Genomic DNA, 22,358 nt, shown 5'->3' on the forward strand with positions numbered 1-22,358 from the left:
TAATATCTTTTTAACAGCGTTTTTTTATCCCACTTTTTAAACGGCCAATCCATGTGAAAAGTCGAATAGCAGCCCTCTATCGTTCATTTCATCCGGTCACTCATCGTGAAAAGTCGAATAGCAGCGCTCTATCGCTCATTTCGTCCGGTCACTCATCTGAAAAGTCGAATAGCAGTGCTCTATCGTTCATTTCATCTGATCAATTCATCTGAAAAGTCGAATAGCAGCGCTCTATCACTCATTTCATCTAATCACTCATCGTGAAAAGTCGAATAGAAGTGCTCTATCGCTCATTTCATCCGGTCACTCATCGTGAAAAGTCGAATAGCAGCGCTCTATCGTTCATTTCATCCGGTCACTCATCGTGAAAAGTCGAATAGCAGCGCTCTATCGCTCATTTCGTCCGGTCACTCATCTGAAAAGTCGAATAGCAGTGCTCTATCGTTCATTTCATCTGATCAATTCATCTGAAAAGTCGAATAGCAGCGCTCTATCACTCATTTCATCTAATCACTCATCGTGAAAAGTCGAATAGAAGTGCTCTATCGCTCATTTCATCCGGTCACTCATCGTGAAAAGTCGAATAGCAGCGCTCTATCGTTCATTTCATCTGATCAACTCATCTGAAAAGTCGAATAGCAGCGCTCTATCGCTCATTTCATGTGATCAATTCATCTGAAAAGTCGAATAGCAGTGCTCTATCGTTCATTTCATCTGATCAACTCATCTGAAAAGTCGAATAGCAGCGCTCTATCGTTCATTTCATCCGGTCACTCATCTGAAAAGTCGAATAGCAGCCCTCTATCACTCATTTCATCTAATCACTCATCGTGAAAAGTCGAATAGCAGTGCTCTATCACTCATTTCATCTGATCAATTCATCTGAAAAGTCGAATAGCAGTGCTCTATCACTCATTTCATCTGATCAATTCATCTGAAAAGTCGAATAGCAGCCCTCTATCGTTCATTTCATCCGGTCACTCATCGTGAAAAGTCGAATAGCAGCGCTCTATCGTTCATTTCATGTGATCAATTCATCTGAAAAGTCGAATAGCAGCGCTCTATCCCACATCTCAATCAATTGTTTATCAGAAAGACTCAGACAGAATGTTTCTATCGATTGATTTGATTATTATCGTAGTTTATTTTAATTAATTGCTTCTTCATTATGATTTTTAGCTATCAGCTACATATTTATTTTGCTTCAACAGAATGGTTTCTATGGTTTCTTTGGTTTTAAAAATGAAATAGTTATAGTTTTTAAAGCTTATTGTAAATAACATAGGGTTACTAGATATGTAAGCGTTTTATAAGATTGAGATGAAGATATATAGGGAAGGAGGGAGCTGAAGAATTAAGGTTTATTTGTATAGTCATCAAGATTATCAGTATAATTTTTACATTTTCCAGGTGCTAGAAGTGTGAGTAGGTGTTAGTAACTATTACGTGAATGAAATCTTCTAGGAGGAATGTTGAAAGATGATTAGGAAGTATAAACGAACGATTGCAATTTTATTAATTACTTTCTTGCTTTTTCCATCAAACTTGTTTTCACATGATGTCAGTGCAGAGGTAGATGGTGGAGAGGAATCAAAGCTGATTTACCATGAGACATTTGAAGAGGGAATGGGTCTTTTTACCCGATCAGGTGGAGCCCAATTAGAACATGTAACGGATTTTGAATTTGAGGGAAATGAAAATGGAAAAGCTTTATATGTGAATAATCGTGTCAATGATTATGATGCAGCAGATTTAACTTTTGCTGGTTTGGGACTTGTTGATGGTCATACGTATACGGTGACAGTTAAGGGCTATATCGATAGGGATGAAGAGCTAGAAAGTAGCGAACAGATAGTTCTATCATTAATCGATAGCTATCAATGGTTAAGCAATGCTGATATGGTTGCTGGTGAGGCATTTACTTTAACGAGTGAGTTCACGGTTGATTCTAATGTTAATCATACTTTACGGATTCAATCTAACCCTGATGGTGCAGATATTCCGTTTTACATTGGTGAGGTACTAATTGTTGAAGAAGAAGGTTCAGATGAAGAACCCTTTGAGCCCATCGAAATTTATTCAACTGATTTTGAAGAAGGTAGAGAGGGTTGGGCAGCGAGAGGCGATGTGAATACTGAAGTCGTAGATGACGGTACTGGCAATCATGCTCTACTGGTTACAGGCCGATCAGCTGATTGGCATGGTGCAACCTTAGATGTGACAGATTTATTAGAAACAGGTGCACAATATGAAGTTTCGCTATCTGTTAAACGACTCGAAGCTGAAGAGGATAGCACGATAAAAATAACAGCATTAGAAACACCTGAAGCTTATGTCACAGTTGGAGATACAACCGTAAGTGATACGGAGTGGACTAAAATGACGGGTAGCTATCGATTAGGTGATGATGTTTCAGCAGTTGAATTTTATGTGGAGAGTAGTGACCCAAGAGAAGATTATTATATTGATGATGTAAAGATCACCTTAGTTGATCCAGGTCAATCGGGAGAACCGGATGACAGAGAGCCAGCACTACCATTTGAAACGATTACTTTTGAAGATGGTGAACTAAATGGTTTTGAAGCAAGGGGCGATCATGAGATTCTTACCGTTACTGATGAAGCTAATCATACAGAAGACGGTTCTTATGCGCTTAAGATAGATGGAAGACAAAAGGAATGGAATGGTCCATCACTTCGTGTCGAACAATATATTGATCGAGGTGAAGAGTATCATATTTCAGCTTGGGTAAAGCTGATTTCTCCTGATAATGCACAACTTCAACTCTCCACCCAGGTTGGGAGCGAAGATTTTGGGGCGAGTTATAACAATCTAGAAGGAAAAACAATTAGCGTTGCTGATGGTTGGGTTCAATTACAGGGAACTTACCGTTACAGTAGTGTAGGTGATGAATTTGTCTCCATTTATGTTGAAAGTTCAAATAATAGTACAGCTTCCTTTTATATTGATGATATAACATTTGAAAAAATTGATTCAGCACCGATTGAAATTGAAGATTTACCACCGATAAAGGAGATTTACGAAGATTACTTCTTAATCGGTAACGCTGTTTCTACATCAGAATTTGAAGGCGAACGACTTGAATTACTCAATTTACACCACAATTTGGTCACTGCCGAAAATGCGATGAAACCAGGTTATGCTTATAATGATGATGGTGAATTTGACTTTACTGCGGAAGACAGTCTAATGCAGCTGACTTTAGATGAAGGATTATTAATGCACGGACATGTTCTCATTTGGCATCAACAATCAAGGGAAGCCCTTCATACAGATGCAGACGGGAAGTCACTCCCCCGTGAAGAAGCCCTTGAAAATCTAAGAACACATGTCAAAACAGTTGTTGAACATTTTGGTGATGACGTCATTTCATGGGATGTTGTCAACGAGGCATTCAATGATAATCCATCTAATCCGGAAGAATGGGAGAGAGCCCTAAGAAATTCTGGTTGGTTGCAAGCGATTGGACCTGAATATATTGAAGAATCCTTCAAAGCAGCTAAAGAAGTGATTGATGAAAATGGCTGGGATATCAACCTTTATTACAATGATTATAATGATGATAATCAAAATAAGGCTACAGCTATATACCATATGGTAAAAGAATTAAATGAGAACTATGCCACTGAAAATGATGGCGAGTTACTCATTGATGGTATTGGTATGCAGGGGCACTATAACTTAAATACCAACCCTGAAAATGTTAGACTCTCATTAGAAAGGTTTATTTCTTTAGGTGTAGAAGTTGGTGTAACTGAACTTGATGTTACGGCAGGTTCTAACAGTGTTCAAACAGAACAAGAAATGAATCAGCAAGCTTATTTATATGCTCGATTATTTCAAATTTATAAAGAACACCATGAACATATTTCGCGTGTAACATTCTGGGGTTTGAATGATGCATCAAGCTGGAGAGCTGAGCAAAGCCCATTGTTATTTGATCGGAACACGCAAGCCAAACCTGCCTATTATGCAGTCATTGATCCAGATAAGTTTATTGAGGAATATGATCCAATAGAGATTGAGGCAAGGGAAGGGGAAGCTGTATTTGGTACACCAGCCATTGATGGTGAGCTTGATGACGTGTGGAAGCAAGCACCTATTTTACCGATTAATCGTTATCAAGGGGCATGGCAGGGTGCTGATGGTGAAGCGAGAGTTTTATGGGATGAAGAAAATCTGTATGTTTTCGTTCAAGTTAGCGACTCAGTGCTTGACAAATCAAGTGATCAAGTTCATGAGCAAGATTCTGTTGAAGTATTCATTGATGAAAATAATCAAAAAACAAGTTTTTATCAAGACGATGATGGTCAATATAGAGTGAACTTTGCTAATGAAACATCGTTTAACCCTAGTGATGCCGGTGTGGGATTTGAATCAGCAACAACGATTAATGGCAGTCATTATACCGTTGAAATGAAGATTCCATTTAAAACAATAGCTCCAGAAAATAATTTAGAGATTGGTTTTGATGTCCAAATTAACGATGCTCAAGATGGTTCCAGACAGAGTGTAGCCATTTGGAATGACTTGAGTGGTGTTGGCTACCAAGATACATCTGTTTTTGGAAATTTAACCCTAATGGGAGAAGCTGAAGACTCTATTTCCGATCTTGAAGAAGTCATTAGGGAGCTAACAGAAAGATTAGAAAAATTGGAAGCAATGGATCAACATGTTGAAGGACTTGAGCAACTGATTGCTGAACTTCGTGCCGAAATTGAGGCACTTGAAACAGATGATGAAAAACTGACTTTACTGATTGCTGATCTTCTAGCTCGTATTGAAACACTTGAAGCTAAACTTGTTGAACAAGAAAGCGGAACAGGGGATGGATCGGAAGGTGAAGGAGGTGCTGAGCCAGAAGAAGAACCTACTGAATTAGATCACGTTGATGATGAAGTGTCAGATATTGATGCTGATAATAATGAAGGAACAGCTTTACCAGCGACCGCAACATCTCTTTACAATTATTTATTGATAGGTACGGTTATTTTACTTGTTGGTGTCGGATTAACGTTATATGGCTTTAAACGAAAAAAAGCATAGATTTGATTCCAACCATCCTATTCGAAATTTGAGTGGGATGATTTTTATCACTGATAACTTTCCATAAAACTCGGAGCAACAACGGGTTTCGATGGGGCGATTAACCGCAAATGCCTTCGATGGGATGAGTGAATCACACGAAGGAAAACTACGGAGCATTTATAAGGTTAACAAAACTTGGCTTATCACCAAGTCTTGCTGGTAAATGCCATCGTTTGACTTAGACGATGGCCAATAAAATCTATTATTAGTTTGATCGTGCAAGAATAAGTGTCTTTCTTATTTCTGAGCCCAAGTCTCAGGATGTGAAGACATTAGCTTGTGTTCTTTAATTAATCAGTGGGGGTGTGGGAACACAGACTAAGTTCGCGACGTCCTGGGACTGCGATTATTCGTTCCACCGAAAAGATATGTGCGTCGAAAGACTCTCACTGATAGAAGTTTTGTTTTATTGATATAATGATTTGGAATATGCACTATTATTCGAGAATCAGTCGATCTATCATTGGTATTTTTTAGGAATAATACTTTTTCTGAAAAACTCTGACAATATTCTCTAGGGAATTGAATAGAACGGGTGTCAGTAATTGTTGTGCTAATGATTATTGTCTGATGAAAAACTATCAAACACTCGTTATTCTAGTGTTACCGCGGAATAACAAGTCAGGCGCCTGCTTTTAGGAGCAGAGTGATGTTTGATGATTTTGAAAGATTATTAAAGGCATATGAGCCAATGATTTACCATTTGTTAAACAAGTACCAAGTGAGAGATTCAGACAAGGAATACTACCAAGAATTAGTGATCACACTTTGGCAAGCTTCTGAACAGTATAAGCAAGGAGAAATGAAATTTTCAACCTACGCTTACTCGAAAATGAATTATCGATTAATTGATCTTTTTCGTAAAAATAACCGTGTTCGTGAACATGAAAAAATTATTTGTAAAGCCAATCGGGAGAAGTCGGTTATTGATGAGAGTAACTATGAACATGATTATCTTTTTATCCAACAGATAAGACAAGCTTTAACTGAGCGGGAGTGGCTCTGGTTTGAGGGGCAAATTTTTCAAGGGAAAACATTGGTTGAAATCAGCTGTGAGCATGGAGTAACAGCAAATGCAGTTCGACATTGGAAGCGAAAAGCCGTTATGAAAATTCGGCAGATTTGGCTGACAAATTATTCAGAGGATATTAAAGAGTAAGTGAACGAAAACAAGCTTAAGCGAATGTTTAAGCTTGTTTTCTATGTCTTAATAACTTGTGTTGACGTCACAGTCTTACCTTATTCCAATGACACGAAGTCTTTTATAGTCTGCTATCCATTGATTGTCTTTACAGAGATGATCTCGCAGGTTATGCTCTACATTAGTAATTACTCGCTCTTTTACAGCTTTTAATTGATTTGCAAAAATGTTAGCAGCAAACATTTCGATCCAATTTCTTAAACCATCGCTTCCTTCCAAAGGTGTAGGACGATCAAACTGATAAGCAAAGATTACATGAAAACCAACTTCCTCCATTAGTGAAGTGTATTCGCCGATACTTGGAAAATACCAAGGAAATTGCTCGGGTGTATATGTAATTCCTGATTTTTCTGATTGATCTATGATTTCATTTGTAATGGTTTGAACATTACCTTTACCACCTAATTCCGCTACAAATCTTCCGCCAGGTTTAAGGCTGTTATAGATACAATGAAGTGCTTGTTTCGGTTGTTTAACCCAATGAAGCATTGCATTAGAGAAGACGGCGTCAAATGCATTGTTATATTCTAACTTTAAAATATCTTGAACAGCAAAAGAAATATGAGGGTATTTATGTTGTGCTTGCTGAATCATATTTTCTGATTGATCAATACCTACGATGGAACCTCCAAGTTTATAGATTTCGTGAGCCAAATCCCCTGTACCACACCCAACATCAAGAATTTGTTCACCCTTTATCGGTGCTAAAAGTTCAATTAAACTATGACCAAATTTAGATACAAAAGAATGATTTTTATCATATAAATTGGCATTCCACGTATTTGTAGTTTGTTGTTTCATCGTTTGTTCCCCCTTAAATGATCTGTAGGTGATAATTGAATTATATTCGATAAATATATAATTGGAAAGGTAACGATAGTTAGGAGTTATGTGGCAGAGCAAGGGAATAATGGATCTCTGATTTAGAGACACTTTGGTTAACAGAGACACCATTAACAGAAAAAGTTTCTGCCGAACTATTATCAGATGTCATTTACCTAAAAAGGAGGATCAAACGTATATTTTTTCCAGAGCCAACCTTTGACTTAACGGACATCACTTTAATTCCTTATTTTATGTAATATATATATTGAATAATGTAATGTATATGTTACAATAAAATTGAAGGAGGGGATTATATACATGCAGAACAATGTGAAACTTGCTCGAGTTGCAATGGATCTAACCCAGCAACAATTAGCAAAAAAAGTTGGTATCACTCGACAAACCATTAGTTTAATTGAAAAGGGTAAATACAATCCCACATTAAGGTTATGTTTAGAAATATGTTATGTCGTAAATAAGTCATTGGATGAACTATTTTGGATTGATAAGGGGGAGAAGCAGAATGAAGAAAATTAAAGATGAGAGATTGATCATTCAAAATTTAAAAAATATCCGAATTGCATTTATCGTTCAAACAATAGGGATCATTGCTATTTTAATTTATCATGGGATAATAGAAGGTGTTAGAGAGGTTACAAAACATCCACTATGGTTTGTATTTATGATTACGATGATTGTCTTTTTATTGTTGCATATAAAAATATCGCAGGATGTGTATGAAGAGGCGGATGGAGTTAAAAAGCCGGCGCCCTATTATCGTGTCGTTTTATTATCGATGGTTGTAGGTATTTTCTTTGCAATATTAACAAAGTTAGGCCCAGATAAAAGCAGCAATACTGAGGCGTTAATTATAGGAGGAGTCTTTTTCATATGCTTCTTCCTGGCATTTTCCTTTGTGCACTTTCTGAAAAAGAAACGCTATAATGATCAATGATTTTAAACAATCCTATTTCAGCAAGGTATGTTAAAATAGCTGTATGAATGGGTACTCAAGCTGATTAAATGGAGGAAACAAAATGAAAGATCAAAAGTTAGATTGGCGTATTTTTCAGGGGATCATGATTGTCTTTTATTTATTAGGCTTAATTGCTTTTTTAATCATTGGTGATTTAAGTGAGACGATGCATCAGGTTTTGTTTGGTATCTTTTTACTTGTTGTTTTGCATGAAATTATTCGATATGTTAGACGATTCAAAAGTGAACAAGAAGAGTAAGTGAGATTTTCAGATGATAGAAATGTCTTGATTGTAAAAAAGCAAATTGTTATAATCAGAACAGTTAAATAAGGTGGTGGAGCTCACCTAGGTAAAATCCTAAACCGCTTTGTGCCAATAGCTTCTACAAAATGACGAGGAATCGCTTGTCTTTTTGTAGTGGCTATTTTTTTGTTTTGGGAAATGAACAATCACTATTGAGTATAATTGAGTGATGCTCGTAAACCTGGATTCTATGCTCGCCAATTTGGATTTTATTTTCGAGCGTATGCAAATTAATAAATAAGTGAAAAATGTATCTGAAGGAGTTGCTCAAATGTTAGTCAGTTTAGCGTTGTTATTGTTATTTGGTTTTATTGGAATGAAATTAGTTAGTCTGACTCGGTTGCCAGGTTTAATTGGTTTACTTATCGTCGGAATCCTTTTCGGTCCATATGTTTTAGGGTTATTAGATCAAGATTTGCTTATGATCTCGCAAGATTTACGATTATTTGCATTGATCATTATTTTAATTCGAGCAGGATTAGGGTTACATCGGGATCAACTGAAGGCAGTTGGCGGTCCAGCGTTACGTTTAAGTGTGATTCCGTGTGTATTAGAGGGATTTACTGTAGCGATCGCAGCCAATTTCTTGCTTGGATTTAGTTTTGCTGAAGCGGGTATGCTTGGTTTTATTTTAGCGGCTGTATCACCTGCTGTTATTGTACCGAGCATGTTAGAATTAGAAGAAAGTGGATATGGGACGGATAAAGAGATTCCGACATTATTGCTAGCAGGAGCATCAGTAGATGATGTATTTGCGATTACCTTTTTCGGATTTTTTCTCTCTTTAGGAACGGGTGTCCAGCAAAACATGTTACTGGTTATAGCAGAAATTCCATACAGTATTATTGGCGGTATTTTAGGTGGTATTGTATTTGCGATTTTACTACTGGTCGTGTTTAAATGGCGTCGTTTTAATTCAAGAAATACAGAACAGCTCTTGCTCCTGCTGTCAGTGGCTATCATATATTATTACATAGGAGAAGGGTTAGGTTTTGCCAGTTTACTCGGGATCATGGCGATAGGTTTTGTTATCTTAGAACGAACACCAAGGATTGCCAATTTATTTTCAGCAAAACTAACAAAAATTTGGTTGTTTGCTCAGATTATTCTTTTTACTCTTGTTGGAGCAGAAGTAAATATTGAAGTTGCTTTAGAGGCTGGTTTGATAGGTTTTGTGATTATTTTAGTTGGGCTTGTTGGACGTAGCTTAGGGGTCTGGCTATCAACAATTGGCACGTCATTATCACTAAAAGAACGTCTCTTTTGTATGATTGCTTATTTACCAAAGGCAACGGTTCAGGCAGCGATTGGATCGTTACCACTGGCAGCTGGTGTGGAAGTAGGCGGTGTGATCCTAGCGTTAGCTGTGCTTGCTATTTTAATAACAGCGCCACTTGGAGCGATCGGTATTAAATTATCTGCCCCACACTTGTTAACAAAAAATTAAACCTTACTTATTAGATCCATATCAATTATAATAGATGAATCACATGCGAATCGGAGGGACTCAAGATGTACCGTTTTGAAATTGAGCCTGGTTTGGCTTTAAAACCGCTGGAATTGAGAGATGCTGAAGCCCTTTATCAATTGATCGTTCAGTCACGTTCTCATTTACGAACCTTTTTGCCTTTTGCTGATTTAACAAAAAAACAGGAAGACACTGAAAAATTTGTCAATACAACCGTGCGTGATAATGCACTTGAGAAATCATTTGTTTCGGTAATTATGGTTGATGATGAAGTGGCTGGCTTAACAGGTTTTAATCAGATTAATAAAGAGAACCGAAACGGTGAGATTGGTTACTGGATTGGTGAATCTTTTGCAAGAAAAGGAGTGATGACAAAGGCAACTCGAGCGGTTATCGATTATGCTTTTAATGATTTAGATTTAAATCGTCTTATGATTCGAGCAGCAACTGAGAACAAGGCAAGTCGTAGTGTTGCAGAGAAATTAAATTTTGTCCATGAAGGAACACTTCGTGAGGTGGAATGGATTAATGATCATTTTTTAGATCTTGAAATTTATAGTCTATTAAAGAGAGAGTGGCAAGAGAATTAAATTAGAAAGTTGGCATTGAATGAAAAAGCAGACCTTTTATGTAAAAGAAAAAACAGAGTTATTACCTTTTTTATTAGAGAAAATTGATCGTGGCCGCAATTATGTGAAGGGTGTTTTGAAGCGTGGTCAAGTCATTGTTGATGGCAAAACAGAAACAGCCCATAATGCTGCTCTCTTACCCAATCAAAAAGTAGAGATTTTAAAAGAAGCCCCGATTGATCATAAATTGTCAGGTATTGATATTCTATTTGAAGATGATGATTTAATTGTGATTAATAAGGAGGCGGGTTTACTAACCATTGCGTCGAAACCACATGATAAACAGCGTACTGCCTATCGAGAGCTGACAGCTTATGTAAAACTAAACGATCCAAAAGCACGCATTTATATTGTTCATCGCCTAGATCGCGATACATCAGGTGTGCTTGTGTTTGCCAAAAATGAACAGACAAAGCAGGCACTGCAAAATAATTGGCATGATGGAGTGAAAGAACGAAGCTACCTTGCAATGATTGAAGGGAAGATGAATAAGAGTCAGGATACGATCACATCATGGTTGAAGGAAACGAAGACTCATCAAGTTTATGTAACACCAAACACGGACGGAGCCAAAAAAGCCATTCTCCATTATACGGTGCTGAGAACATCAAACCAGTATTCTTTGCTCAAAATCAATTTAGACACGGGCAGGAAAAATCAAATTAGGGTGCAACTTGCATCGATTGACCATCCTGTTGTCGGTGACAAAAGATATGGGGCGAAAGGAAACCCAATTGGCAGGCTAGGACTTCATGCCTTTGGTCTTGCATTCAAGCATCCAAAGACGAAGAAAATGATGCGATTTGAGGCACCCATACCGAAGAAGCTGAAGGTAAAGGAATAATCTAGATGTATGTCACGATATCCGAGGCTGCTGATTACCTTGAGCTAACTGAGAAAGAAGTTCGACAATTGATTTTTCAAGCTAAAATTCGTGCGGTTCATGATGGCAAACAATATTTAGTCAATACGGCACAGTTTGATACCCATCTAAGGGAAGTCGAAAAGTATCGGGCATTGATGCAAGACATTTTATCCGAACCCATCCCGGAAAGTCCCGATGTGAAAGATGAAGATTAACATTTATCACAAATATGCGTCTGTAAAACTCGGGGTAACAAATATTTTCGGTGGGACGCTAATGTCCAGATTCAATCAACTAAACAATCAATTGATTGATTATCTAAAACCCCTTCTAAAGCTAATGTTCAAACTTTAGAAGGGGTTTTTGTGCATTGGAAAAATAAAGCACTTAGGAAATAATTCAATGAAACAGATGAAGTAGAAGGGGTTGTTCAAAAACCTGCTAAAAATAGCTGTCGAGGACAAAGGAGCTTCGACTAACTACCGACACGTCATGTATTATTCATTTGGTCTACATAGTCTTTAAGTTGATCGGCAGGATGGTAAACGGTCTTTCCATGACAAACTTCTAACTGCTTTGGTTTTAACTTTCCAACGATTGCGCTGCTTTTTACAGCTTCATCCATATTTGCAGTAAACATCGGGATCGGCTGTTTCAGTTTACCTTTTTTTGAGGTAAAGAGATCCCCGGCCAGCAAGACTTGATCTTGTTCATGGTAGTAGACAACGTGTCCAGGAGAATGTCCAGGAGTGAGATAGGGTGTTAAACCAGCAATTGAATGAAGTTGACCTTGTTCACCTTCTTTAAGAGCTTGAGTACATCCTTTGGCTAAGACTTGCTTTGCCTTTTTTCTTCTTGGATATGGACGTTCACCCTCTAGATAGGGAATTTCTTTTTGGTGTGCATAAACGAGAACCTTAGTGTCTGATAATATTTTATTTAGTGCGCCAACATGATCAGAATGACCATGCGTTAGCAAAATTCTCTGTAAAGGTCCAGCCTCTAACTTGTTTATCAGCTGCATGATTGGTTTTGCCATCGATGAGATACCAGCATCAACAAGAGTGACCCCTTCTCGATCAACGACAAACCAAACGTGAATCGGGATGATCATCCATAGTTTTAAACTCCAAATGTGTTCGGAAACTTTATTGACTTTCATTTTCTTTCACTCCTCACTTAGCTTTTCTTTAAAACCTAAAATTAAGATATCAACTGAAAGGTCAAAAGTTGAGGTCAATCTTTCCATTAACGTTTCTAGCGGTTCATGCATATAGGAATAGGTCATTAATACCCCATTTAAGTTGTAATAAAAAATACGAGAAAATGCTAACAATTGCTTTCCGTTCGGGATCGAAAGACACTGCTGGATAACTTCCATTAAAATCTCAAATATTTCGATTCGAAGTTTATTGACTTCTAATTCAGGATGTTCCTGATCAACTTTTGTCGACTTAGCATTGATTAAAACAGAATACATATTTTGATTCTGTAAACCAAATAGAATATACGCTCGACTAATATTTTTTAGTCGAGCGATTGCTGACATGTCTTCTTGGGTTGATAATTGTTTTAATTGTTGATGTAATGTTTCCAAAACCGGCATGGCTAGTTGATGTAATAAAGCTTCTTTATCTTTAAAATATAAATAAATCGTTGTATGAGAACAGCCTGCATCCTTGGCGATTTCTCTTATTGTCACTGCATCATAGCCTTTCTTTGAAAAAAGCTTCTCCGCACTTGTTAAAATATCTTGAATGGTTTGATTCGATCGTCGCTCATGTTTACTCATTGTTAGAGTGAATCCTCCTTCAGCTATAACTAACCAATGGTTATATAAATATTGTATAACCATTGGTTAGTTAAGTCAACTATTTTTTACGTACGTTATTTGGTGGAAAGATGTTAAGCATGCAAAGGAAATAAATAACGTAGAGTTAGGAATAACTAGCAATAATTGTGCTAGTTCGCTTATTTTAATAGGGGGGTGGTTCTCATCACAGATTACAGGTTGAAATAATTTTACAAAAGCATCTCCCCCTAAATACTGAGATGGAATAATTCCCTAGCCTGTGTTTTATTTAGAAAATTCAGTTTATAATGAATTTATTAATCGATGAGGGTGATGAAAATGGAACCAATCGTCAGTGTGTCACATGTGAAAAAGAGCTACCAAAAAAGAAAAGATAAGACAGTGGTTAAGGCTGTTGATGATATTTCTTTCCAAGTACATAAGGGAGAGATCGTGGGTTTATTAGGCCCAAATGGCGCGGGTAAAACAACAACGATTAAGATGATTTGTGGCTTGCTTAAACCCAATCAAGGAACAATTAAGATCCAGGGACTTGATAATAGCAAACATCGGCTTAAATCATTAAAGCATATCAGTGCAGTTTTGGAGGGTAATCGAAATTTATATTGGCGTTTAACGGTTAGAGAAAATCTTGAGTATTTTGCTGGGAATCGTGGCAAGTCAAAAAAACAGGTCAAAGATCAAATCGATTATTTGCTCGAATTATTTCACCTTAAAATGAAAGAGCATGAACTCGTGAATCGGTTATCTCGTGGCATGCAACAAAAATTAGCGATTGCTGTGGCGATGTTGGCTGATACAGAAGTTATTTTATTAGATGAACCAACCCTTGGCTTGGATGTTGAAACGAGTTATGAAGTCCGGGATATTTTAAAGAAGATTGTTCGCGATGAAGCCAGAACAATTATTATTAGTTCACATGATATGGCGGTAATTCAAGCTGTTTGTGAACGAGTGATTATTGTCAATAATGGGAAAATAGTTACTGATAATCGAGTAGAAGATTTAATTGCATTATTTGATGCTCGCCAGTATACGATCACACTGGGTCAGCCTTTAATCCATCGACAAATCACACAATTAAAAGCCTGTTTTTCTAACTTTGAATATGAGTCAGAACAATTAAAGCCTAAACTTGTAGTTGAGTTATTGAGTGCTGAACAGATTTATCAAGTTTTTGATATTTTAAAGAAAAATGAAACACCTGTAGAGGATATTAATCGGAATACGATTAATTTTGAACAAGTATTTATCAAAATTATTAAGGGGGAAACCGGTCATGCCAATCATTCATCTCTTTCAAGCAAATCTTCGAAAGCAAGCAATTGAATTAAAACGCTATGCACCAAATACGATAGCTCTTTTCCTAACTGTTTATATTATTTTTATTGGGATGTTCTTCGGAATTCAATTTATTGGGAGCCCAGATACACAAGCAGTAACGGTCCAATATACCATTGTTAGTTATATCTTTTGGTATTTAGCAATGATGATTGTTAATGGAATGGGCTATGAAATTGTCTCTGAAACGACCAGAGGAACTTTTGAACAGCTTGGCATGTCACCCAGCGGGATTTGGAAAATTCTCACGACACGTTTGTTAGCTGATAGCCTTTTGCATGCAGTTATGGTGATTTTATTATTTTATTTGTCAATGTTGACGTCAGGTGAATGGCTAAATATTGATTTACTTTCCATCATTCCGATCTTTATTTTAACTTGTATAAGTATGTATGGGTTAGCTTTTATGATCGCTGGATTAACCGTTATTTTAAAACAAATTCAAGCTTTTTTGCAGATTTTTCAATTTGCTTTGGCTGGGCTAACTTTTATCAGTTTATCTTCACACATTTATTTATTATTGCTCCCGATCACAAAAGGATTGCAGATGATTCGAGCGATTATGATTGAGAATTATCAATTAACTGATTTTTTACTCATTGATTTTATCATTTTAATTGTAAATGCCCTGCTTTATCTTTTAGTTGGTTTAGCCATTTACTTATACTGTGAACACTATGCAAGAGAAAAAGGATTATTAGGTCAATATTAGATGGAAAAGATCAGTTATGTTGATCCACGAAATAAATGCTATACAAGGCACAATGCTTTTAGTCTATATAGAATTATTCTCTGCTAGCTAAAGATTTACGCTATGACGGGGTTGCCTAACTGTTGTCGGGAATAAAGATTCGAGTTAAAATAAAGAAAGAAATGAGGGATATAAATGACAAACCGAAAGTTAGCATTAATTAAACAACTCGTAAAGATTCCGAGTCCATCGGGAAACACAACACAAGTGATTCAATTTGTTGAGAATTATTTTAATGAGTTAGGCGTGACGACGAAGCGGAGCCGAAAGGGAGGTCTAATCGCAACTTTACCGGGCAAAAATAATGACGAGCACCGGATGTTGACCGCCCACGTTGATACGTTAGGGGCAATGGTGAAAGAGATTAAAGCGAATGGGCGATTAAAACTTGATTTAATCGGAGGCTTTCGTTACAACGCGATTGAAGGTGAATATTGTCAAATTGAAACAGCGACGGGTGAAGTTTTCACCGGAACGATTTTGATGCGACAAACCTCTGTTCATGTCTATAAAGATGCAGGTACAGCTGAGCGTAATCAAGATAACATGGAAGTTCGCCTTGATGCTAAAGTTTCCTCGGAGAAAGACATTCGAGCGCTAGGCATTGAAGTGGGCGATTTTGTCTCATTTGATCCACGTGTTCAAGTGACTGATAATGGCTTTATCAAGTCACGTCATCTTGATGATAAAGCAAGTGTTGCTATTTTAATGGAGGCTGTTCGTCAGGTTGTTGAAGAAAATACCGTGTTGCCTTATACAACACATTTCTTAATATCAAATAATGAAGAGATTGGTTATGGCGGTAATTCTAACATTACCCCAGAAACAGTTGAGTACTTAGCGGTTGATATGGGAGCAATGGGTGATGGTCAATCGACTGATGAATATACGGTTTCTATTTGTGTCAAAGATGCAAGTGGACCATATCATTATGGTTTGCGCAAACATCTCGTTGCGCTTGCTGAAGCGAATCAAATTGGCTATAAGCTAGACATTTATCCATACTATGGTTCGGATGCATCGGCAGCCATTCGTTCAGGTCATGATATTATTCATGGTTTAATTGGTCCTGGAATTGATTCATCCCATGCATATGAACGCACACATATCGATTCGCTTGAACAAACGGAAGCACTTGTTAAAGAATACTTAAAGTCTGACTTAATTTCATATTAGTTGATTGAGGGGCTGTTACACAATAAAAAATGACCTGTGTAACAGCCTTTCTATGCTATAAAAAGAGAGCAGTTCCCAACGTCAATGATAACAAGTGCTCAAATATGCTTGAGTAGGGACTAATCTGTTGAAACTACTAACTGTGAGCATCAATAATTTGAAGTCTTCGAACATAGAACCCCCCCTTGTGAATATAAACATGATACGAAGAGAGCTGTCATTTGGCAATTGTGTTTTTTCTATTATGATTTACTCAACTTTCGAAGATGCACTTAGAAAGTTGAGTTGTTTTATTATAAAAGGTAAAAAATTAAATTTAATACTTTACCTGTCGTAGTATTATAGTGTATAATAAACTTACTACGACAGATGGAGTATAGGGGGTGCTTTATTGCTATCTAGTGATATCATGAGAGGCTACAATGATCTAATTATCCTTAGTTTATTGATCGAAGGACCATCGTATGGTTACGAGATATCGAAAAAAATCAAAGAACGATCAAATGAAAATTATGTGATGAAAGAAACGACACTATACTCTGCCTTTGCTCGTCTTGAGAAAAATAACTATATCCAGTCCTTTCAACAAATAAAAACAGCAGGGAGAAAAAGAACGTATTATGAAATTACTGAAACAGGACGAAATTATTTAAACGATAAAGCTGAAGAGTGGGTTGTGACGCAGGATGTTGTTAATCGATTTTTAATGAAAGGTGGAAGTTAAATTGGACACAATCATGTCATATCTAGAAACCATGTTTGCTAAGTTACCGAAGACTGATGAGCTTGAACAGATAAAAGAAGAGCTACAAATGAATATGGAAGAAAAATATTATGAACTGATTGCAGAAGGTAAAACGGAAAATGAGGCCATTGGTACCGTCATTAGTGAGTTTGGTAATATTGATGAATTGATTGAAGAGCTTGGTTATCAATTAAAAGAAGAAGAAAGTCAAGAAGAATTACAAAGTATATCTGATCAAGAGATCGATCATTTTTTTCAAGAGAGTCAACGAGCGGGGAAATTACTCGCCTTTGGTGTGAGTCTAATTATTTTTGCGGTGGCTGTTTTTATGGTAACAATTAAAATCACAAGTTGGATCAGTGGTGCAACGCAATTTTTTGATGTTGTTGGGCTAATTCCCTTATTTATTTTGGTTGCCATCGGAGTTGCGATTTTAATCGTATCTCATCATCGATTGGAGCCATTTTTATCAGTAATTGGCTATCATCAATTGACATACAGTCAAGAAGAAAATTTACAAGCTGATTACGCAAAGTTTCAACCTCGCTATATGAGAGGGCTTGTCATAGGTGTTGTCCTCTGTATTTTGGCACCACTTGCATTAATTATCATTTCAACGATTGATCGATCTAATGGTGAACTTGGTGTTGCTGCATTACTTGTCTTAGTAAGTATGGCTGTTTACTTTTTTGTTTATTATGGATCGCAAAAAACAACTTATCAAAAAATATTGAAACTCGATGAATACCAACAGCCACAAGTGAATGAAAAACAAGAACAAGACAAGATTGTCCAAGCGGTTGCTGCTTTCATTTGGCCAAGTGCAGTGGTTATTTTCTTAATATCGGGTCTTGTTTTCCATCAATGGCACATTAATTGGATCATATTTCCTGTAACGGGCTTGTTATTCAGCGGATTTGCAGGGATGCGCTATGCTTTGAAAAGTAAATAATTTATCGTAAAGAGCTTGTTTCTGAACAGTAAACGTGTTATAGTTTTAGAGCGATGAGCTATTTTGCGTAAGACGCACACAACAAACGTTTATGTGGAAACGGTGTTGCGCCGCAATTTTTCAATCACTCGTCCAGGATCGAGTGATCAAAGCCGACTTCTAATATAGAGGTCGGTTTTTTGCATTTAAGGAATAAAGTATAAGTTCAACTAGGGCGACCCGATATCTTTTCAAGGCTTGCTTTACCAAATTTTCTTTATTCAGCGTTCAGATGATTGATTCGATAGACGAACATGAATCAAGGTGCTAAAATCAATTTAACTATAATGAAAGAGGCTGTTAAATAATGAAAAAGTTTATTATAATAACAATTATTTTTCTACTATTAATAGTAAAGGTTATTAATGACACAACAGCTATAAAAGTGAACACGGTGACCATTCCAAATGATAAATTAACAACTAATCAAAAAATCTCCATTTTACAAATTAGTGATGTTCATAATCGAGATTTGGAAGGAAGTTTTGATCGACTCACAGAACTTGATCCAGACCTCATTGTCTTAACAGGGGATTTGATTGATCGAAAGACAACGGACCTAACGAACACAACGAAGCTATTAGATCAGTTAGTGACAATGGATCGTCCAATTTATTTTGTTTCAGGAAATCATGAACAAGAAAGCCCAATTTTTGCAGATTTAAAAGGGTTATTGGCAGAGTATGAAGTAATTGAGCTTGATAATCAACATATGACGATTGAAGTGAATGGTGTACCAATCAATTTAGCAGGTGTGGCAAATGCTTCAACAGGCCATGCCAAACTAATTGATGCCCTTGAAGGTGTTAATTTGACATATCCAACGGTTTTACTCTCTCACTCACCAATAACTCCTGATAATGAGATTGATTTAATTTTAAGTGGGCATACTCACGGTGGTCAGGTGCGACTACCTTTTATTGGTGGGCTTATTGCCCCTGATCAAGGCTTTTTTCCTGAGTATGATAAAGGAATATATGAGTTGGATTCTGGCGCAACACTCTATATTGATAGTGGCTTAGGAACAAGTCTTTTACCCATACGCTTCTTCAATGAAGCACAAGTATCGATAGTGACCATAATTAGCGAAGAGTAATCATGGTGTTAAATTGCTGATTTTGAAAGTAGGGTTGAGTGTGAAAAAACAGGTAAGTTTGCTCGTGACCGTTAGTTTCCTTGTTCTTCTTATGGCGCCAATTGATTTATGGCTCGCACCCAATTATTGGGTTAAATCATGGGTGAAAATTATTTTATTTGTTATCACTCCTATTGTATTAAATCGAAAATTTGATTGGTTTATATTGAAAGACTTGTTACTTTTTAAGAAGAAAGGAAGAAAACAAATCTTCTTTTTCGGTATAGTAATCTATTTATTTATTATTTTGTGCTATTGGACACTTGGAAGCTGGTTTGATTTTAGTGGAGTAATAAAGACGTTAGAAAAGACGATGGCGATAGATAAAGACAACTTTATCGGTATTGCTTTGTATATCCCGGTTGTTAATGCATTTATTGAAGAGTTTTTCTTTAGAGGTGTTATTTTCCTTACCTTAAAAAGGTTAATGTCCCCAATCATAAGCTATTTGTTGAGCGCAGGTATATTTGCGGTATATCATGTTGCCATTATGACTAACTGGTTCACACTTCCTTTATTTATCTTAGTAGTGTTTAGTTTAGTTATAGCGGGTCTCTTGTTTAATTGGATTACTGATAAAACGGGTTCAATTTATGCTTCATATTTTGTTCATGCGACAAGTAATTTGGCGATTAATACGATTGCTCTTCACCTTTTTGGGCTTTTGTTCTAATATTCTAATGATCAGTTAACGTTCCCATTCAGTTATAGTAGACTATATATGACAACATGAGAAAGTGAGAGATATGATGAAGAAATTGATAATAGTACTAGGGGTGTGGCTGGTTTTTCTAACGGGTTGTGGAACCGAGTTAGATAATCAGCAGAACTCCACTAACCAAGCAACCCAAGAAGATAAAGAGACGACTGTTTTGGCGGAAGACGAAGAAATCGGCGATGAACGAGAAAAAGAGCAGGCTCAAGATGATCAGCCAAAGCAAGCTGAAATAAATAGTGAACTTGTCATTCATTTTATTGATGTCGGTCAAGCAGATGCAACGTTATTTCAGACTGATGATGTTACGATTCTGTTTGATGCTGGGAATTGGAATCGAAGAGATGTTGTTGAGTATTTACAAGCTTTACATATTGAAAAAATTGATTTGTTAATTGGGTCGCATCCAGATGCTGATCATATTGGCCAGATGCCCTTAATCTTGGAACAGTTTCAAGTTGATGAAATGTGGATGTCAGGTGTGGAATCAACTTCTCGAGTTTTTGAGCAAACGTTAAATAAAATGCTTGAACATGAAGTTAATTATCATGAGCCACGTGCTGGAGAAAGCTATCAATTGGGAGATTTATTAATTGAGGTAATCGCCCCTGAACAATTAACGAATGATGCGAATGAAGACTCAATTTCGATTTTTCTTCAATATGGTAATTCAAGTGTTGTGATGACAGGAGATGCAGGGGCAAGAGCAGAAGCGAATATGATTGATGTACGAGAAAGTCTAGCTGCCGATATTCTTCATGTAGGACATCATGGATCAAATACGTCGACAAGCGCGTCATTTTTAACGGCTGTTAATCCTGATTATGCCATTATCTCAGCTGGTGAAGATAACAGTTATGGTCATCCTGATCAAGAAGTTGTTGATCGCATACGAGATAACGGGACAGAGCTTTTTATGACCTATCAACATGGGACAATCATTTTTGCTTCAGATGGTCAGACATTTGAAGTTGAATCAATGAATGATCAACCTTTTGATCCAGATAAATCCGACACATCAAATGAATCCATTCTAGAAAAAGAAAAGAGTTCTGACCTGATACAATCCGATGATCAAAAATCTGGATGTATTGATATCAATAGTGCCTCAGTTGATGAACTTATGGGAATCATCCATATCGGTGAAGTTAGAGCAAATGATATCGTTGATTTGCGTCCGTTTGAGTCAGTAGAAGCTTTAATTAAAGTGGACGGGATAGGAGAAGCACGTTTAGCTGATATTATAAGTGAACAAAAAGCATGTGTGAGGTGATTTGATGAAAGTTGAAGCTGTGATTGATCGTTTTACAGAGCAGAGACAAGCTGTAGTGTTAGCAGAAACAATCGGAAAAGAATTTTTTATTGATCAAGCCAAATTACCTGAGGGAGCAGTACGTGGCGATTACTTAAATTTGGAGTTGGATAAGAACGATCAGGTTGTGAACATAGTGATCAATCAGGAAAAAACAATGGAAAGGAAAAAATCTGTTCAAGCAAAATTAGCCCAGCTTCGTCAAAAGAGCACAGGGAGTAAGTTTCGCCGTGATTAATGACCTATTTATTTAAAGAAAAACGTCAGATTCAAGTATGCTATGAATCTGACGTTTTTGATTGATCTTCGCTCAACTATCAATAAATCTCTGATTTCGAATATTCAAAATGAACGAGGATTCACTTTATCACAGATAACCGTCCGTAAAGCTCGGGGCAACAACGGGTTTCGATGGGGCGAGTAACCGCAAATGTTTTCGGTGGGGCGAGTAATCACACAAAGGAAAGCTACGAAGTATTTGCATCGTAAGAATAAGTGCCTTACTTATTCTGAGCCCCAGTCCCAATCAGTGGGAGAAGAGTGAAAACCAATGTTGTCAGGTTAACACGACCGCTACGGAAAAACACTACGCTTTCCGTGGGCGTGGAGGCGTACAGGACGTAGGTCATGCAGGCTTTGTCACAGGACGTGACGAAGTTAGCCTGCCTTGAGCTAACTTTGCCAAGCAAAAAACACTTGTCAAAGTGGATCTCAAGCTCACGCTTTTCCCACAGGACAAGGAAAGCTTCGTCAGCGAGACATCGCACGAAGAAAATGGCTTTTTATTTTCGAGGAGTCTGCGTGTTTTTCCTTCGCTAGCTGGTTTTACTTTCATTTGTATTAAAGTTGATACTCGATTCCATTCCATCATTTTCTTATTTGGATGGAAGGAAATACAAATCAATATAAACCAAATTAAAATAGAATTCACTCATACAACAGATCCACTTAGGTGATTGGAACGAAAGGTAGTGACTCCAGCGGAAATAAGACAAGGAAAGC

The 22,358-nt window shown here is 37.0% G+C and carries 21 protein-coding genes; 18 read left to right on the plus strand and 3 right to left on the minus strand.

Features of this window, described 5'->3' with window-relative positions; genetic code table 11:
• Window positions 1-1,479: 1,479 nt before the first annotated feature.
• Window positions 1,480-5,067, plus strand: a complete 3,588-nt coding sequence (locus ACS127_RS10665; RefSeq protein WP_440895025.1) for an endo-1,4-beta-xylanase — start codon at window positions 1,480-1,482, stop codon at window positions 5,065-5,067.
• A 691-nt stretch (window positions 5,068-5,758) separates the two neighbouring features.
• Window positions 5,759-6,268 (plus strand): sigma-70 family RNA polymerase sigma factor, encoded by a 510-nt coding sequence (locus ACS127_RS10670; RefSeq protein WP_440895026.1) that lies wholly within the window; start codon window positions 5,759-5,761, stop codon window positions 6,266-6,268.
• A 75-nt stretch (window positions 6,269-6,343) separates the two neighbouring features.
• Here ACS127_RS10670 and ACS127_RS10675 read toward each other — a convergent pair whose 3' ends face one another.
• Entirely contained in the window at window positions 6,344-7,111 is a 768-nt protein-coding gene (locus ACS127_RS10675; RefSeq protein ID WP_440895027.1) for a methyltransferase domain-containing protein, read from the minus strand.
• A 342-nt stretch (window positions 7,112-7,453) separates the two neighbouring features.
• Between ACS127_RS10675 and ACS127_RS10680 the strand changes: the two genes are divergently transcribed.
• The 7 genes from ACS127_RS10680 (at window position 7,454) to ACS127_RS10710 (ending at window position 11,592) form a co-directional block, all read left to right on the plus strand.
• On the plus strand, window positions 7,454-7,672 hold the full coding sequence (locus ACS127_RS10680; RefSeq protein WP_440895028.1) for a helix-turn-helix transcriptional regulator: 219 nt from the start codon (window positions 7,454-7,456) through the stop codon (window positions 7,670-7,672).
• Entirely contained in the window at window positions 7,659-8,090 is a 432-nt protein-coding gene (locus ACS127_RS10685) for a hypothetical protein (protein WP_440895029.1), read from the plus strand. Before ACS127_RS10680 ends, ACS127_RS10685 begins: the two co-directional genes overlap by 14 nt.
• An 82-nt stretch (window positions 8,091-8,172) precedes the next feature.
• Complete coding sequence (locus ACS127_RS10690) at window positions 8,173-8,370, plus strand: hypothetical protein (protein ID WP_440895030.1); 198 nt, start codon at window positions 8,173-8,175, stop codon at window positions 8,368-8,370.
• 286 nt (window positions 8,371-8,656) lie between these two features.
• Window positions 8,657-9,862 carry a cation:proton antiporter gene (locus tag ACS127_RS10695; protein ID WP_440895031.1) on the plus strand — a complete coding sequence of 402 codons (1,206 nt, stop codon included), beginning with the start codon at window positions 8,657-8,659 and terminating at the stop codon, window positions 9,860-9,862.
• Between the two features lie 65 nt (window positions 9,863-9,927).
• The gene (locus ACS127_RS10700; RefSeq protein WP_440895032.1) at window positions 9,928-10,473 is read left to right on the plus strand and encodes a GNAT family N-acetyltransferase; all 546 of its coding nucleotides are present in this window, start codon (window positions 9,928-9,930) and stop codon (window positions 10,471-10,473) included.
• Between the two features lie 19 nt (window positions 10,474-10,492).
• The gene (locus ACS127_RS10705) at window positions 10,493-11,356 is read left to right on the plus strand and encodes an RluA family pseudouridine synthase (RefSeq protein ID WP_440895033.1); all 864 of its coding nucleotides are present in this window, start codon (window positions 10,493-10,495) and stop codon (window positions 11,354-11,356) included.
• Window positions 11,357-11,361: 5 nt separating this feature from the next.
• Window positions 11,362-11,592: an excisionase family DNA-binding protein gene (locus ACS127_RS10710; protein ID WP_440895034.1), complete on the plus strand. Its 231-nt coding sequence runs from the start codon at window positions 11,362-11,364 to the stop codon at window positions 11,590-11,592.
• Window positions 11,593-11,867: 275 nt separating this feature from the next.
• Here the strand turns inward: ACS127_RS10710 and ACS127_RS10715 are convergent, their stop codons facing one another.
• Together ACS127_RS10715 and ACS127_RS10720 are read right to left on the minus strand one after the other, a co-directional pair.
• Window positions 11,868-12,539 carry an MBL fold metallo-hydrolase gene (locus ACS127_RS10715; protein WP_440895035.1) on the minus strand — a complete coding sequence of 224 codons (672 nt, stop codon included), beginning with the start codon at window positions 12,537-12,539 and terminating at the stop codon, window positions 11,868-11,870.
• A gap of 6 nt (window positions 12,540-12,545) precedes the next feature.
• Window positions 12,546-13,169, minus strand: a complete 624-nt coding sequence (locus tag ACS127_RS10720; RefSeq protein WP_440895036.1) for a TetR/AcrR family transcriptional regulator — start codon at window positions 13,167-13,169, stop codon at window positions 12,546-12,548.
• 339 nt (window positions 13,170-13,508) lie between these two features.
• Between ACS127_RS10720 and ACS127_RS10725 the strand changes: the two genes are divergently transcribed.
• The 9 genes from ACS127_RS10725 (at window position 13,509) to ACS127_RS10765 (ending at window position 21,594) form a co-directional block, all read left to right on the plus strand.
• Window positions 13,509-14,519, plus strand: a complete 1,011-nt coding sequence (locus tag ACS127_RS10725; protein WP_440895037.1) for an ABC transporter ATP-binding protein — start codon at window positions 13,509-13,511, stop codon at window positions 14,517-14,519.
• Entirely contained in the window at window positions 14,470-15,243 is a 774-nt protein-coding gene (locus ACS127_RS10730; RefSeq protein WP_440895038.1) for an ABC transporter permease, read from the plus strand. The genes ACS127_RS10725 and ACS127_RS10730 overlap by 50 nt, the downstream gene beginning before the upstream one ends.
• Before the next feature lie 174 nt (window positions 15,244-15,417).
• Window positions 15,418-16,458, plus strand: a complete 1,041-nt coding sequence (locus ACS127_RS10735; protein ID WP_440895039.1) for a M42 family metallopeptidase — start codon at window positions 15,418-15,420, stop codon at window positions 16,456-16,458.
• A gap of 391 nt (window positions 16,459-16,849) precedes the next feature.
• Entirely contained in the window at window positions 16,850-17,182 is a 333-nt protein-coding gene (locus tag ACS127_RS10740) for a PadR family transcriptional regulator (RefSeq protein WP_440895040.1), read from the plus strand.
• 1 nt (window position 17,183) lies between these two features.
• Complete coding sequence (locus ACS127_RS10745; RefSeq protein WP_440895041.1) at window positions 17,184-18,155, plus strand: permease prefix domain 1-containing protein; 972 nt, start codon at window positions 17,184-17,186, stop codon at window positions 18,153-18,155.
• Window positions 18,156-18,501: 346 nt separating this feature from the next.
• A complete protein-coding gene (locus ACS127_RS10750) occupies window positions 18,502-19,290 on the plus strand; it encodes a metallophosphoesterase (protein WP_440895042.1) in 789 nt (262 codons plus the stop codon).
• A 40-nt stretch (window positions 19,291-19,330) separates the two neighbouring features.
• The gene (locus ACS127_RS10755; protein ID WP_440895043.1) at window positions 19,331-20,002 is read left to right on the plus strand and encodes a CPBP family intramembrane glutamic endopeptidase; all 672 of its coding nucleotides are present in this window, start codon (window positions 19,331-19,333) and stop codon (window positions 20,000-20,002) included.
• Between the two features lie 76 nt (window positions 20,003-20,078).
• On the plus strand, window positions 20,079-21,317 hold the full coding sequence (locus tag ACS127_RS10760) for an MBL fold metallo-hydrolase (protein WP_440895044.1): 1,239 nt from the start codon (window positions 20,079-20,081) through the stop codon (window positions 21,315-21,317).
• 4 nt (window positions 21,318-21,321) lie between these two features.
• Window positions 21,322-21,594: a DUF3006 domain-containing protein gene (locus tag ACS127_RS10765; RefSeq protein ID WP_440895045.1), complete on the plus strand. Its 273-nt coding sequence runs from the start codon at window positions 21,322-21,324 to the stop codon at window positions 21,592-21,594.
• Window positions 21,595-22,358: the final 764 nt, after the last annotated feature.

This window comes from Amphibacillus sp. Q70, assembly GCF_052055485.1.
Classification (GTDB): Bacteria; Bacillota; Bacilli; order Bacillales; family Amphibacillaceae; genus Amphibacillus.